Raw genomic sequence first — 14,909 nt, 5'->3', positions numbered from 1 at the left:
TTTGTAATATTGGATTTAATTTATAGATATTTTTTAACTAAAATCTAAATAATAGGGGGTATAACAATGAAAAGAACACTAGTTCTTATTCTTGCTCTTACTGTATTGGTAGCAGTATTTGCAGGCTGTGGAAGTTCTTCAAACTCCACAAGTTCCGGAAAGGCTATCAGCGCAACTATAGCTTCCGAGCCAAAAACACTGGATCCGTCCCTCAATAATTCAGTTGACGGAGGAAATTACATTTTATGCGGATTTGAAGGTTTAGCCACTATCGGTAAAGACGGAACAATCGTACCCGGTGCCGCTGAAAAATGGGAAATCAGTTCCGACGGTCTCGTTTGGACATTCCACATTCGTAAGGATGCAAAATGGTCTGACGGCAAAGATTTAACTTCAAATGATTTTATTTACTCATGGAAAAGGACGGTTGACAAGGAAACAGCTGCTGACTATGCATACTACATCTACTTCATCAAGAATGGCGAAAAAATCAATTCAGGTGAAGCTGATATTAATACATTGGGCGTAAAGGCTATTAATGATAAAACTCTTGAAGTAACTCTTGAAAATCCATGCCCGTTCTTCACTGAGATAGTTGCATTCCCTGTTTTGGTGCCTCAGAGGGAAGATATCGTGTCAAAGGATGCATCCAAATGGGCACTTGATCCAAAGACCTATATAGGAAACGGTCCCTACAAACTCACAAGCTGGGAGCATGATTCAAAGATTACCTTTGAAAAAAGTGATACTTACTGGGGTAAAGACTCTATTGTAGCACCAAAGATCGAGTGGTATCTGATGAATGATCAGAATGCTATTTTGAGCGCGTTTAAAAATGGTCAGGTTGTTTATGCAAAGAACATCCCCACCGACGAATTTGCAGCTGAAAAAGAAGCCGGTAATTTGATAATATTTCCATTACTCGGAAACTACTATATCGATCTTGTAAACAACAAGCCTCCCTTTGATAATCCAAAAGTAAGAAAGGCCTTCTCATTGGCTATAGACCGTAATTATCTGGTTGAAAAGGTTCGAAAAGGCGGAGAAACTCCGGCATCAGGCTTCGTACCATATGGTATTGCTGATGTTAAGCAGGAGCCTGACTTCCGTACAACTGCAGGAGAGTTAATCTCCGCAAAACAGGAAGATTACCAGAAGAATATTGCCGAGGCCAGGAAACTTCTTGCTGAGGCAGGCTATCCAGACGGAAAAGGGTTGCCCAAAATTACATACGGTTTGAATACCGGTGCAGGACATGAGCCTGTTGCTGAAGCTATACAGCAGATGTGGAAGGAAAATCTAGGTGTTGAAGTTGAAATTCTGGCCCAGGAATGGAATGTATTCCAACAGTCAAGAAAAGATGGTGTTTACAGCATAAATAGAAACGGTTGGTTAGGGGATTATTTGGACCCCTCAACCTTTATGGATATATTTACAACTGGAAACGGACAGAATAACGCCAAGTACAGCAATCCAAAATACGATGAATTGATTTCGGCAGCAAGAAAAGAAACAGATGCTACAAAACGTATTCAGATATTCCATGATGCAGAAAAAATCTTTATGGAGGATTCTCCAATAGCTCCGTTATTTTTCTATACACAACCTGTTGTTGTATCCAAGGATTTACAGGGGGTAGTTAATACAAAACTTGGATGGGTAATTTTTAACTGGGCATCCTTTAAATAATTTGATTAAAAAAACCTGTAGTCACTGGTATACCGGTGATTACAGGTTTTTTTGGTGCCCAGAGCCGGAATCGAACCAGCGACACGGGGATTTTCAGTCCCCTGCTCTACCGACTGAGCTATCTGGGCGCAATTCTTATCTTCGCGGGAGCAAAGAAATGCCTTTAAAAAAACTAATTAATGATTAAGGTTGTGGTGGGCCTTCAGGGATTCGAACCCCGGACCAACCGGTTATGAGCCGGTTGCTCTAACCAACTGAGCTAAAGGCCCTCGAAAAGGACGAGTTTTAGTATAATAAAAAAATGGAATTAAGTCAATAGTAAACTTATAATTATTTTACCAATAACCACATTTAACCACATTGCATAAAGAGTTAAACAATAGATTCATTCAAAAATAGCAAACTTTGCTAGGAAAGTCTTAATTTATTTGATAAAATTGAATTATTGAAAAGAATAAAGAAAAAAAGGTTGGGAATTTGACTCATGGGTATAATTCAAAATTTGGAGTACTTATCACAGCTTGTTGCTGTACCGGGTTATGAGAAGGATGCGGCTGAAAAATGCTCTGTCCTGTTTTCTGACTGGTGTGATCAGGTTCGGGTGGATAAGTTTTTTAATGTGATTTGTTTGAAAAAGGGATATAACAAAGCCGCAAAGAGACTGATGATAACCGCACACATAGACGAGATCGGTTTTCTGGTTAATTCCGTGGACGATAAAGGCTTTGTGGGGATTACAAATGTGGGCGGAATAGACAGCAAGATACTATTGGCCCAGGAGGTAATAATCCACGGAAGACAGGATGTTGTCGGAATTATTGGAGCTACGCCTCCGCATCTGCTGAAGGCCGAAGATGTGGGCAAAGCTGTAAAACTGCGCGATATCAGGATAGATACGGGTTTGTGCGGGGATGAACTGAAAAAATATGTATCGGTTGGAGATACTGTGTCATTAAGATCAAAATTTATAAAAATGAACGATCAAAAGGTCAGTGGAAAGGCCATGGACAACAGGGCCAGCATTGCCTGCATGCTTGAAATACTCAGGCTGCTCAAGGATGTCAATCATGAAAATGATTTGATATTCGTAGCCTCCACACAGGAGGAAACCTATCTGACGGGAGTTATGACGGCATCATATGCACTTCGGCCAGATGCCGCAATAGTCATAGATACCTGTCACGGAGATATTCCGGATCTGCCGAAGGATGTGTCTTCAACGCCGGGAAAGGGACCGGAGATATCCATAGGACCGAATTTACAGCCCAGGCTGGTATCAAAAATCTTTGAACTGGGGAAGGAAAACGGTATTCCGTTTCAAAAAATGGTCGAAGCCGGGGATACGGGAACAGAGGCATGGGCAACACAGGTCAGTGCTGCAGGAATACCTACGGCTCTGCTTTCAATACCCATAAGATATATGCATACGGCTATTGAAACGGTAAATCTGGAGGATATAAAATATACAGCCAGAATGGTTTCGGAATTTGCTAAATTAAGCAGTGAACAGTTGGGGGAATTACTATGCTTATAAAAGAGTTGACGGATTTGAACGGTGTATCGGGCAATGAAAATGAGGTAAGGGAATTTATCATTGACAAAATACAAAACCTGTGTGATTCCTACATGGTGGACTCCATCGGTAATATCATAACCTTTAAAAAAGGCGGCAGCAGCAAGTTAAAGGTCATGCTGTCGGCACATATGGATGAGGTTGGTTTCATTGTATCGGGACATACCGAAAAAGGCTTTATAAAGTTTAAAGCGGTTGGAGGCATAGATGACAGAATCCTTCCGGGGAAAAAAGTTGTAATCGGAAAAAAGAAACTGGGCGGAGTTATAGGGATAAAGCCGATACACCAGCAGGAGCGGGAAGAGAGACAAAAAATATCCAAGATTAAAAATTTATATATTGATATCGGCGCCGACTCAAAGGACGAGGCTGAAAAGCTTGCTCCACTGGGTGAATTTATTGCTTTTGACAGCGATTTCATACAGCTTGGCCCGGATTGCATAAAAGCAAAAGCTCTTGACGACAGGGTGGGCTGTGCAGTGCTGATTGAGGCGCTCAAGCACAGCTACGACTTTGATCTCTACGCCTGCTTTACGGTCCAGGAAGAAGTGGGACTCAGAGGTGCACAGGTTGCCGCATACAATGTAATGCCAGATGTGGCATTGGTTATTGAAGGTACTACCTGCGCTGATGTACCCGATGTGGAGAAGCATGACTATTCAACCATACTTGGAAACGGTGCGGCTCTGACCATAATGGACAGGACCTGCTACTGCGACAGGGAGTTGGTTCAATACCTGTACGAGGTGGCAGTTCAAAACAACATAAAAGTTCAATACAAACAGACTACTACGGGAGGAAATGATGCGGGACAGATTCAGAGAACGGGTACGGGTGTCAAAACCGCATCCATCTCGGTACCCTGCAGATATATACATTCTCCCGTATCGGTAATGGATATAAGGGATTATGAGGCAGTTGAACGCCTTACCATTGCTGCTCTGTATCAAATCAGCAAAGACAAGGAATTTTTAAGGCAGCAGTAGAAAGAAAACAGCAATAGTCAAGGATAGAGCAGCAGTCAAGGAAGCAGCAGACTGTGATCAGAATTATTAATATGCAGTGACAGTGTATTCGAGCTGAGATAATGGCTCAAGCAGATATAAAACTTTAGTTTGGAGGACTATTATGCAGGAAACATTAAAATTGGTAACCCAGGTATTTGGAGTTTCAGGCAATGAGGATGAAATAAGAGAAACCATAACAAATGAGATAAAAAAACATGTAGATGAGATAAGAGTTGATGCCATGGGCAATCTGATAGCCGTTAAAAGGGGTAAGAAGAAGAAAATCATGCTTGCGGCACATATGGACGAGATAGGTGTTATTGCAACTTTCATTGATGACAATGGCTTTATCAGATTTTCCAATGTAGGCGGGGTGTCACAGCTGACCGCGCTGGGACAGAGAGTCCGGTTCAGGAACGGAACCACCGGAACCGTAAGCAAGGAGGAAAAACTTGAGGATATCAGAGGTCTTAAGCTGGCGAAAATGTATATCGACATAGGGTGCAGAAGCAGGGAAGAGACCGAAAAACTGGTCAGAATAGGTGATACGGCCAACTTTGTAGGAGATTTCACCGTTCAGGGAAACTGTGCCATCTCAAAGGCCATGGACGACAGAAGCGGCTGTGCCGTACTTATAGAACTAATAAAATCACTGCCCAAAACCGATAACGAAATTTACTTTGTTTTTACAACCCAGGAGGAGGTGGGGCTCAGAGGAGCAAAAACGGCCGCATTCGGAATAATGCCCGACTGTGCCATCGCCCTGGACGTGACAATAACAGGTGATACCCCCGAATGTGACAAGCGGGAAGTAAAGCTTGGAGGCGGACCTGCCATAAAGGTAAAGGACAGTTCCTATCTTGCCCATCCGGCAATCCGGAGGGAGCTTGAAAATTTGGCGGTTGAAAATGGAATTCCATATACACTGGAGCTTTTGGACAGAGGCGGCAGTGATCCCGGCGCCATACAGACAACAGGTATGGGAGTCCCCTGCGGAGGAATTTCCATTCCGTGCAGGTATGTGCATTCTCCTGCCGAAATGGTCAGCCTTGAGGATCTGGAAAACTGTGTAAAACTCACTTCGCTCTTTATAAAAAACTATAAATGATGGGATACGGTTAAATGTTTAAGTTAAATATAAATGACATAACGCCAAAGAGAAGTTTGGCGTTGTTTTTTCTTGCACTGACAGCAGTTCTCTGGAGTCTGGGAGGGCTGCTCATAAAGCTTGTGAACTGGAATCCCATAGCCATTGCGGGAGCCCGCAGTCTAATCGCTGCCCTTTTGATTTTATTTTTTATAAAAAAGCCTGATTTCAAGTTTAACTTTTTAAAATTCGCGACAGCGTTTGTATATGCCGCCACCGTAATTACATTTGTTGCGGCTACAAAGCTTACGACTGCGGCCAATGCCATAATCCTCCAATATACCGCCCCCATATATGTGGCAATATTCGGAGCAATTTTTCTAAAAGAGAAGGTAAGATGGTATGATGTCATTACGATAGCTGTGGTATTTGGGGGAATGATACTTTTCTTTATTGATAAGTTAAGTTCGGGAGGAATGATTGGGAATCTCATCGCAATAAGCAGCGGAGTATTTTTTGCTTTTGTCGCCCTGCTTTTAAGGCTTCAAAAGGATGATTCACCCCTGGACAGAATTTTCTGGGGAAATATAATGACTGCTGTTATAGGCCTGCCTTTTATGTTCCAATCCCTACCGGATGCAAAAAGTGTGATGGGAATAGGACTTCTTGGTATTTTTCAGCTGGGCTTCTCATATGTTTTATTCTCAGTTGCAATTAAAAATGTTTCTGCTCTTGAAGCAGTGCTGATTCCGGTTATAGAACCCATTTTAAATCCCATATGGGTAGCTCTTGTGGTTCATGAGGTGCCCGGTATTTATTCACTCATAGGTGGAAGCATTGTACTGATTATTATTACCTTGAGATGCATTTATACATATTTTTTGTCGAAGAAACGGGAAACTGCTTTAAAAAAGCAGGAATTTGCAGGACTGTCATAGAAATTATATCAATGAATATACTATGAAAAGGGGTGCTGTTATGAATATTACATTTCTCGGAGCAGCTAAAACAGTAACAGGTTCTTGTTATTTAATAGAGACAGGTGATAAAAAATTCCTTGTGGACTGCGGCATGTTTCAGGGCAGGGCCAATGAGGTGCTTTTAAATGCCGAACCTTTCCCGTTCAATCCGGGAGAATTGGATTTTATGCTGCTCACACACGCTCATATAGATCACAGCGGAAGAATTCCAAAGCTTTTCATGGATGGTTTCAAAGGTACGATCTATGCTACAAAACCAACGGTTCAACTGTGTGGAATAATGCTTCCTGACAGCGGTCACATACAGGAGATGGAAAATGAATGGCTCAACAGGAAAAGGCAAAGAGCGGGCAAATCACCTGTTGAACCTCTATATACCGTAAAGGAGGCCACCGACTGCCTGAGCTTGTTTAAGGGTGTGCCCTACGGAGAGGCAATCGGTATAGCAGACGGTATCCGTGTCAGATTTAATGATGCGGGGCATATTCTGGGCTCTGCAATAATCGAAATTTGGATCAGGGAAAACGGAAAGGATACCAAGATAGTATTCAGCGGCGATCTCGGCAACAAGGGAATTCCATTATTAAGGGACCCGGCAGTGATTGCCGAGGCCGATTATCTCGTGGTGGAATCAACTTACGGTAACAGGCTTCATACGCTGAAAAAGGATAAGGACAGACTGGAAAGGCTTATCAATATAATTACCGAGACTATTGCCAAAGGAGGAAATGTTATAATACCATCCTTTGCAGTGGGAAGGACCCAGGAAATAATTTATGATCTTAACAAATACATGGATGTTTTTGGGGATGCGGTCAACAGGATTTTAAACATTCCAGTATATGTCGACAGCCCTCTTGCTACGTCGGCGACCCAGATATTCAGAGAGAATCTTGACTGCTTTGATGAAGAGGCAAAGCAATATATTGCAAACGGGGATAATCCGCTGGATTTCCCGGCACTTAAGTTTACGCAGTCTCCTGAAGAATCCAAAAAGCTTAATGAGAATACTGAAAGTACCATAATCATATCTGCAAGCGGTATGTGTGAAGCGGGCAGAATCAAACATCACCTCAAGCACAACCTGTGGAGGAAGGAATCCACTATTCTCTTTGTTGGTTACCAGGCGGAGGGTACCTTGGGAAGGAGACTTCTGGATGGGGCGTCCATGGTGAAACTATTTGGTGAGGAGATTTCTGTAAATGCAAGGATAGAAGCCATTGACGGATTTTCCGGACACGCCGACAAAGCGGGGCTTCTGTCGTGGATAGGCAGCATTGGCAAAAAGCCCAAGCAGGTATTCATTGTTCACGGTGAACTTGAGGTAATGAATGAATTTGCACAGAGCATAACTGATGAGTTCGGACTGAAATGTATTATTCCGGCAAGAGGTGACAGCTATGTGATAAGTACGGAAAATGTATATGAAAGTATTCCGAATGCTGATGTCAGGAAGAGATTCAGAAGGCTGGCCGTGGTTGAGATGCTGGATACCCTGCGGGAGGAATTTGAGGAACTGGCTGAGATTCTCAAGGGAGATCTCAAACAGGAAAGATCGGATGTTGAGATTGATGAAGTTGCAGCCAAGCTGAAGCTGGTGGAAAAATCAATTTTGGAAGCTATAAAATAGAAAAAATTGAAATTTATTATTTTATGATATTGCAAAGTTTATTAAATATAGACAAAAAGCAATGAGAATCCTCGTTGCTTTTTGTCTATATTTTTGCCTTTCAAAGGCTTGATAATGAAGGATTTGAGGAATATGGACCAGATGGAAGGAAATCACACCATTTCATACAAAACATGAAGTATAGTCGTATAATTAATAGCATTTAATACATATTAGTGATTTTGAAGAAATTGAATAATTGACATTTTTTTTGAAACTTTGTATAACTTATAAGGATGTTAAAGTACCAAAAGATCTAATAAGCAATTGACAGAAAATATAAAAGCAACTTATCGGAATGAATAAATTGAGGGTTGCAATACTTTTGGGGGACTAAATATGAATATCTTGAAATTAAGGAAAAAAGCAACTTTTTCTTTAATTACATTAATGATGTGCAGCACGCTGCTTTACTCTGCGAATAATACTTTTAATATAACCGGATACATAAACAGGCAAGTTGAAAATTTAAAAGAAAAAGAAATGAAATATGTATATGGCCAGAGCAATCAGTCAGGTGACAAATATTCGGAATATAGTGATAAATCTGCCGGCGATAATATTCTGGGAAACTACAGCAGTGTCCTGGGGCAAAAAATTGTAAATGCAAACAATTATCAGAATTATATGCTGCTGGAGCAAAGTGAAAAAAACGGTTCAAATAAATCCATATCCGAACTGCTGCAGAATCTGTCTAAAATCAATTCCCTGTATGGGGAACTGGAAAACCAGATAAATCAAGATTCTTACAGGGATAAAAATTTTGAGCTCTATTATGTTTTCAGTTTTGATTATACGATGAATGCCCTGAAGGAGCTGGATAATTCCATCAGCAGGATATCAGCCGCGCAGAAGGTGCCCAAAGCGCTGCTGGCATCAGTTTTATTCAGGGAAATGATGTTTTTGGGTCAGGAGGATCTGCTTGACGGACTGCCTGTTATTGGAGGAAAGTCCATGGGGATATGCCAGATAGGCATTGAAAATGTAAGATACAATGAGCAAATTGTACACGGTGAAAAATCACTGATAACAAGTGAATCCGATGAACAGATAAAAACAATGCTGCAGAATCCCAAGCATGCGGTTTATTTCTGTGCCGTACAGTTGAAAGCCAGAGCCATTAAATTAACGGGAGATCCTGAAATAGACCTTAATAAGCTGGATGAGGAACAGCTGAAGACCATACTTGAAAATTATAATCTTTCAAAAATATCGGTTGATATCGGCCCAATAAAAACAAAGGAAACCTACGCTGTTGAAACTTACAGATATTATGAGCTGTTCAAGCAATATTATCAGTTGCAATAGAAAGAGCCCGGAAATCAAGTCTATAAGGGCAATGGCTTAATGTATATAGGGCAAAGTTGTTATTATAATTAAATAAAGTAATTTTTTTAAATAAAGTGTAATGCATATTAAATTACACTTTATTTTTATGTAAATATGTAATAAAATATTTTCTGTAGAATATTTGTAAATCAATCATAATTCGACAGCATTGATTTACAGTAGGACGGTTTATCTAATTTAATCTTATGGAGGACGGATAGAATGGTAGGGTCATTTTTATTAACGCTATTGCCGATTTTGGTAATAGTCTGTATGCTTGTCATTTTTAAAAAGTCGGCTGATATCAGCGGTATTGTCGGCTGGCTGTGTGTTTCGGCAGTAGCATTTCTGTTTTTCAACACCTCTTTGGAAGTAATATTGAGATCGACAATTTCCGGTATTATCAGATCGTTCCCCGTTTCACTGATAGTTTTGACATCACTTTTTATGATGGCTTATATGGAAAAAACGGGTGCGCTGAAGAGAATAATTATTTTTATTAAAACCATCTCAAGCCATAATAAAGCAGTTCAGATCATGATGATAAATATTGGATTCGGAACGCTTATGGTTGCGGTCGGTGCCACTCCTGTTTCACTTTTGCCGCCCATACTCATTGCAATGGGATACTCTACCTATGTTGCAATAGCACTTCCTTCAATCGGTTATGACGCTCTCTGTACATATGCTCTGCTGGGTGCACCGGTGGTGGCCTTCGTAGATTTTGCCAACAGGTTTTTAGGCCCCGGCAATGAGATAACGCCTTCCCAGGCCGGCAGTATTTTCTACATGTTCCTGCCTGTCGTTTCAACACTGATCGGTTTCTGCATGCTCTACATCGTTGACAAATGGAACGGAATCAAGAAGGGTTTCCTGCCCTGCATAGTCACAGGCGGAGTAATTGCGGTGGTAGCTTATTTTACAAACAAAGTTGACAATCTTGTAACCCTTACCGGTGTTCTTTGCGGTCTGGCAGTAATCGTTGTAATGGCACTCTATTTAAAGGTTACAGGAAAAAATATTATTGACAGAAGCAATCTTACAGAAGAAGAGAAGGCTTATGAAAAACAATATCCGCTTTGGAAGGCACTGAGTCCGTGGATTATATTGATCGGCCTTATTCTTGCACTGAATCTTCCAAAGCCGGCATATGACTTTTTATATAACCTGAAACTGCCGATAGACGGTATTGCCGTGGACGGCAAGGGAATTGTCACAAGGGCGGTATGGAACGCCTATACCTGGATCGCGGTGGCAGTTGTTATATCCATGCTCTTTATCAGACCAAAGGCCTCACAGGTTAAAGAGTCTTTCAAAGTATGGTGGAAAAGAGCACCCAGACCTGTTTTCTCTGCGGCAATATTCTTTGCCATCGGAGAAATCATGAACTATTCAAATTGGAGTATGGAGACAATGAAATATCAGTCGGCAAGTATGATAAAAGTGCTTGCGGATGTTTCGGCCAATGCCTTCAGCGGTGCCTACGGGTTTATAACAGGGTTTATCGGACTGTTCGGAGGTTTTATTACGGGCAGTGAGGCATCGACAATCGCAATGTTTGCAAACTACACTATGGAGACAGCAAAGAATCTGAATATGGGTTTAAACGGACTTATTATCGCCACTGCAGCCCTTGCATTCGGAGGAGGACTCGCAAGTGTAATATCACCTGCCAAACTTCAGAACGCGGCGGCCTCCATTGACAAGCTGGGAGAAGAGAACAAGGTAATAAGAATTGCATTTGTTTTTGCACTGATTTTGACCTTTGTTACCTCTGTATATGCAATGATGCTTCTGCAAATAGGAGTTAATATCTAAGCAATGAAATAATTAACGTGTTATACAGAACAGCTTAAAAACAATGATTACATATTATCGTGTTCACCCACGGTTAAAAAAATTGCGATAGCTAGTATGGAAGTACCGGTATCAACTGGTAACTTCCGTACTAACTTCATGAAATAGGACGCACCAAAAACAATTACGAAAATTGTATCGCCTCATTGTAAAGCGATTTTGCCGTCGCTCAAACTCGACATCCTGTCTCGATTTGAAGCTCAAAGCAGCGTCCTGTTGCTTTGCCGTCAAAACTGCTTTACCTTCGTCGGCAATTTATCGCAATTGTTTTTAACCGTGTATCCTATTTCATGAAGTTGTCCTCGCGTTACCAGTTGATTTCAATAAATCTATCTATAAAGGAAAACACAATTTCAATTAGTATAACAAGTTAAATTAATTCAGGACAATACACAGGGCACAAGTTTCAATACTTGTGCCCTGTGTTGCAGAAAGGATGCATTATTTATTCGGCAAATAATAAAATAACTGTTTGGGTTATTGCCAATAATACGTTATAATAGAATTGTTTTGTAAAAGGTAAATTTATGCATACGCCTTATCCGGCTCATGGAGGTTAGCTTGAAAGACTTCACTTGCGTTCGTCTTCCAAACTAACCTGTGAATTTATGGCCGTGCGAAATATTCAAAGTATTTCGCAATACTTTGAAAGCGCACATGGCCAATTAACCTCCTTTATTCGCCACATTGCGATAAAGGATATAAGTTTTCATTACATTTTGTGGCCACAAATGTGGCTCATGGAGGTTAATATGAAGCAGGTCGAAATATACACAGATGGAGCATGCTCAGGTAATCCGGGCGCAGGTGGCTGGGGTGCGGTGCTGATATATGGAGAACATAAAATAGAGATGTCAGGTTATGAAGAATCGACAACAAACAACAAGATGGAGCTGACAGCCGCTCTCGAGGCGCTGAAAAGGCTAAAGGAACCTTGCAGTGTTAATTTATACAGCGACAGCGCTTATCTGATAAATGCCTTTACACAGGGCTGGATTGACAAATGGATTAAAACAGGCTGGAAGCGGAATAAAAATGAAGAAGTAAAAAATATTGAGCTCTGGAAAGAACTTATACGTTTATCCGATTATCACAAAATAAATTGGATAAAGGTAAAAGGGCATGCAGATAATGAAATGAACAACCGGTGTGACAAGCTTGCTACCGATGAAATCAAGAAAGCGGCGGTAAGGCAGTAAATATCGGACAACAGGGCGCAAAATAAAATAATGGTTACTAGCTGATATATCAAAAGATGGAGGTTTAAAACATGGAATACTTTGAAAAGACAATTAAAACAGAGGATATTTATAAAGGAAATATTATTAAGGTTCAAAATCTTACAGTAACTCTGTCAAATGGGAAGGAAGCTACCAGGGATATAGTTTTGCATCCAGGTGCATCAGTTGTTGTACCCATTAATGAAAATGGGGAGCTCTACATGGTAAAGCAGTTCAGAAAGCCGCTTGACCTGACAACGCTTGAGCTGCCTGCCGGAAAGCTGGATTCTGTGGGAGAAGATCCAAAGGTGTGTGCCGAAAGGGAACTGATGGAGGAAACAGGGTTAAGAGCTGAGAAGGTGGAGCATTTAATCAGCATCCACACTACACCCGGTTTTTGTAATGAGGTCATCCATATGTACACTGCCACAGGGTTAACACAAGGTGAAGCCTGTACAGATGAGGATGAGTTTTTGGATGTTGAGAAAATTCATGTTTCCGAACTGGTCAACATGATACTTGAACACAGGATAACCGATGCTAAAACCATCATTGGCGTACTGCTGGCTGAAAGAAAATTAAGAGAAGAAAAACGGTTATAGTAATATCTTATGTTTATCCGGCATATATTTTAATGTAAAAGACTTTTTACATCAAAAAAGATAAAAGATGCCGGAGGAACACACGATGTTAAAGAATACGGGCAATGTTATCAAGGACTATATCAAGAACAATAAAATAATGTATTTGAGCTTGTTTCTGTTTTATATAATTGGTATTGTTCTGGGAGCAGCCTCGGTAAATGATCTGGATTTTCAGCAAAAGGATGAAATGGTCACATTTTTTAACGGATTTTTAAAACTTTTGGACAATGACAATTTCAGTCAGATAAACTTATTTAAGACATCATTGCTGGATAATTTAAAGCTGGTTGGTTTATTTTGGCTGCTTGGGCTGACGGTCATCGGAGTACCGATGTATTACGTTGTAATTGGCATGAGAGGGTTCAGCACCGGTTTCAGCTCGGGTATCATAATGGGGGTTTTGGGGACAAAAGGTGTTCTGATATCTTCCATCTGCTTTGTTCCAAAAGAAATAATATTGGTTCCATGCCTGCTTGCACTTGGTGTTAATGGTATGAAACTGTCAGGTAACTTTTTTAAAACCTGGCTCAAAAAAAACGGACCTCAGGATACGGGAGTTAAGCAAAAGATAATGCCATATAGTTTTGTAGCCGCATTTTTTTCGTTTTTTATTTTAATTGCTACACTTGTTGAGGCATTTTTATCTTCAGGAGCGTTAAAACTAATTAAAATTTAATACTAAAATTGGAAATATCCACAATTATATGGAATAATTATGTTAAATATAGATAAAAAATACAAAATGTTCTTTAAATATAGAAATATTTGTTATAGAATATAGGTTAAAGATTAAGTCGATTTAAAAAGTGGTAAACACGTGCTTAACTAAAAATAAAGGAGTCGTTTTTAATGGAAGTTCAGGTTGAAAATTTTATCAATTTTCTTGAAAGAGATAAGAGATTGTCTCTAAACACCCTTCAGTCCTACAGAAGGGATATTGAGCAGTACACTACATATCTGAGGGAGATAAATGCTGCAAATATTTCTGCAACGAATAAAACGACAGTAATAGCATATCTTCTGCATCTTCAAAAGAAAGGAAGGGCAACCTCAACTATTTCAAGAAATCTGGCTTCAATACGGTCTTTTTATCAATTTTTGCATAAGAACAAAATAATAGATATTGATCCAACTTCTGAGCTTGAATCTCCGAAGGTCGAAAAGAAGCTGCCCCAGATACTGTCTACCCAGGAAGTGGAATTATTGCTTGATCAGCCCAAATGCCTTGATTTAAAAGGTATCAGGGATAAGGCCATGCTGGAATTGCTTTATGCAACAGGCATAAGAGTTTCTGAACTCATTTCACTTAACCTGATAGATATAAATCTGGATCTTGGATTTATAAAATGCAATAAAGGAACGAGGGAAAGAAGTATACCCATAGGTTCCATTTCAGTAGCAGCAGTTAATGAGTATCTCCTGAAATCCAGGAATTTCCTCATTCAGGATGCAAATGAAGAAGCTCTGTTTGTAAATGTAAATGGTAAGAGATTAACAAGGCAGGGTTTCTGGAAGATAATCAAGCATTATAAAAATCAGGCAAACATAAATAAAGACATCACTCCGCATACTTTAAGACACTCCTTTGCCGCACACCTTTTGGAGAATGGGGCTGATCTCAGGTCCATTCAAGAGATGCTGGGTCACTCGGATATATCCTCAACACAGATTTATGCCCAGATAGCAAAAAACAAAATCAAGGAGATTTACAAAAAGACTCATCCCAGAGCATGAATTTAAACTTAACCGGAGAGCCGCCGCAATAGTTATTGAAAAATAACCCGCGCGGCTTCTTTTAGTGTATGGGAATTTTAACTTTTAATAATGGTCCGATGAAAAATCCTTATAGAAATA

Annotated in this window: 12 protein-coding genes and 2 tRNA genes; 12 read left to right on the top strand and 2 right to left on the bottom strand. The window is 40.3% G+C overall.

The features are described 5' to 3' along the window. Positions 1–66: 66 nt before the first annotated feature. Complete coding sequence (locus tag CTER_RS05005; protein ID WP_004624115.1) at positions 67–1,689, top strand: peptide ABC transporter substrate-binding protein; 1,623 nt, start codon at positions 67–69, stop codon at positions 1,687–1,689. A gap of 52 nt (positions 1,690–1,741) precedes the next feature. Here CTER_RS05005 and CTER_RS05000 read toward each other — a convergent pair. Both CTER_RS05000 and CTER_RS04995 read right to left on the bottom strand, forming a co-directional pair. Then, positions 1,742–1,817, bottom strand: a tRNA-Phe gene (locus CTER_RS05000). Positions 1,818–1,881: 64 nt separating this feature from the next. Next, positions 1,882–1,958, bottom strand: a tRNA-Ile gene (locus CTER_RS04995). Between the two features lie 215 nt (positions 1,959–2,173). Between CTER_RS04995 and CTER_RS04990 the strand changes: the two genes are divergently transcribed. The 11 genes from CTER_RS04990 to xerD all read left to right on the top strand — a co-directional run bounded on the left by CTER_RS04990 (position 2,174) and on the right by xerD (position 14,789). Next, complete coding sequence (locus CTER_RS04990; protein WP_004624135.1) at positions 2,174–3,223, top strand: M42 family metallopeptidase; 1,050 nt, start codon at positions 2,174–2,176, stop codon at positions 3,221–3,223. Next, positions 3,214–4,248: a M42 family metallopeptidase gene (locus CTER_RS04985; protein WP_004624227.1), complete on the top strand. Its 1,035-nt coding sequence runs from the start codon at positions 3,214–3,216 to the stop codon at positions 4,246–4,248. Before CTER_RS04990 ends, CTER_RS04985 begins: the two co-directional genes overlap by 10 nt. A 142-nt stretch (positions 4,249–4,390) precedes the next feature. Beyond that, positions 4,391–5,377, top strand: coding sequence for a M42 family metallopeptidase (locus tag CTER_RS04980; RefSeq protein WP_004624192.1), 987 nt, complete (start codon positions 4,391–4,393; stop codon positions 5,375–5,377). Positions 5,378–5,391: 14 nt separating this feature from the next. Then, positions 5,392–6,294: a DMT family transporter gene (locus tag CTER_RS04975; RefSeq protein ID WP_004624161.1), complete on the top strand. Its 903-nt coding sequence runs from the start codon at positions 5,392–5,394 to the stop codon at positions 6,292–6,294. Between the two features lie 40 nt (positions 6,295–6,334). Beyond that, entirely contained in the window at positions 6,335–7,966 is a 1,632-nt protein-coding gene (locus CTER_RS04970; protein ID WP_004624187.1) for an MBL fold metallo-hydrolase RNA specificity domain-containing protein, read from the top strand. Positions 7,967–8,344: 378 nt separating this feature from the next. Further along, positions 8,345–9,313 carry a hypothetical protein gene (locus tag CTER_RS04965; RefSeq protein ID WP_004624003.1) on the top strand — a complete coding sequence of 323 codons (969 nt, stop codon included), beginning with the start codon at positions 8,345–8,347 and terminating at the stop codon, positions 9,311–9,313. Between the two features lie 243 nt (positions 9,314–9,556). Further along, entirely contained in the window at positions 9,557–11,152 is a 1,596-nt protein-coding gene (locus CTER_RS04960) for an L-lactate permease (protein WP_004624300.1), read from the top strand. A gap of 791 nt (positions 11,153–11,943) precedes the next feature. Further along, positions 11,944–12,390 carry a ribonuclease HI gene (rnhA, locus tag CTER_RS04955; protein WP_004624130.1) on the top strand — a complete coding sequence of 149 codons (447 nt, stop codon included), beginning with the start codon at positions 11,944–11,946 and terminating at the stop codon, positions 12,388–12,390. A 71-nt stretch (positions 12,391–12,461) separates the two neighbouring features. Next, positions 12,462–13,013: an NUDIX domain-containing protein gene (locus CTER_RS04950; RefSeq protein ID WP_004624217.1), complete on the top strand. Its 552-nt coding sequence runs from the start codon at positions 12,462–12,464 to the stop codon at positions 13,011–13,013. 85 nt (positions 13,014–13,098) lie between these two features. Next, on the top strand, positions 13,099–13,731 hold the full coding sequence (gene spoIIM, locus CTER_RS04945) for a stage II sporulation protein M (protein ID WP_004624008.1): 633 nt from the start codon (positions 13,099–13,101) through the stop codon (positions 13,729–13,731). A gap of 173 nt (positions 13,732–13,904) precedes the next feature. Then, positions 13,905–14,789 (top strand): site-specific tyrosine recombinase XerD, encoded by an 885-nt coding sequence (xerD, locus tag CTER_RS04940; protein WP_004624103.1) that lies wholly within the window; start codon positions 13,905–13,907, stop codon positions 14,787–14,789. The last annotated feature ends 120 nt before the right edge of the window (positions 14,790–14,909 follow it).

It is taken from the genome of Ruminiclostridium cellobioparum subsp. termitidis CT1112 (assembly GCF_000350485.1).
GTDB classification, from domain to species: domain Bacteria; phylum Bacillota; class Clostridia; order Acetivibrionales; family DSM-1351; genus Ruminiclostridium; species Ruminiclostridium termitidis.
Note: the sequence above shows the minus strand (reverse complement) of the source record. Positions and strands in the feature narration are given on the sequence as shown.

What these genes read in the sequence shown, in the direction of transcription:
- CTER_RS04990 (WP_004624135.1), top strand. Translation starts at nt 2,174, where the DNA reads ATGGGTATAATTCAAAATTTGGAGTACTTATCACAGCTTGTTGCTGTA.
- rnhA (WP_004624130.1), top strand. Translation starts at nt 11,944, where the DNA reads ATGAAGCAGGTCGAAATATACACAGATGGAGCATGCTCAGGTAATCCG.
- spoIIM (WP_004624008.1), top strand. Translation starts at nt 13,099, where the DNA reads ATGTTAAAGAATACGGGCAATGTTATCAAGGACTATATCAAGAACAAT.
- CTER_RS05005 (WP_004624115.1), top strand. Translation starts at nt 67, where the DNA reads ATGAAAAGAACACTAGTTCTTATTCTTGCTCTTACTGTATTGGTAGCA.
- CTER_RS04985 (WP_004624227.1), top strand. Translation starts at nt 3,214, where the DNA reads ATGCTTATAAAAGAGTTGACGGATTTGAACGGTGTATCGGGCAATGAA.
- CTER_RS04980 (WP_004624192.1), top strand. Translation starts at nt 4,391, where the DNA reads ATGCAGGAAACATTAAAATTGGTAACCCAGGTATTTGGAGTTTCAGGC.
- CTER_RS04970 (WP_004624187.1), top strand. Translation starts at nt 6,335, where the DNA reads ATGAATATTACATTTCTCGGAGCAGCTAAAACAGTAACAGGTTCTTGT.
- xerD (WP_004624103.1), top strand. Translation starts at nt 13,905, where the DNA reads ATGGAAGTTCAGGTTGAAAATTTTATCAATTTTCTTGAAAGAGATAAG.
- CTER_RS04950 (WP_004624217.1), top strand. Translation starts at nt 12,462, where the DNA reads ATGGAATACTTTGAAAAGACAATTAAAACAGAGGATATTTATAAAGGA.
- CTER_RS04960 (WP_004624300.1), top strand. Translation starts at nt 9,557, where the DNA reads ATGGTAGGGTCATTTTTATTAACGCTATTGCCGATTTTGGTAATAGTC.
- CTER_RS04975 (WP_004624161.1), top strand. Translation starts at nt 5,392, where the DNA reads ATGTTTAAGTTAAATATAAATGACATAACGCCAAAGAGAAGTTTGGCG.
- CTER_RS04965 (WP_004624003.1), top strand. Translation starts at nt 8,345, where the DNA reads ATGAATATCTTGAAATTAAGGAAAAAAGCAACTTTTTCTTTAATTACA.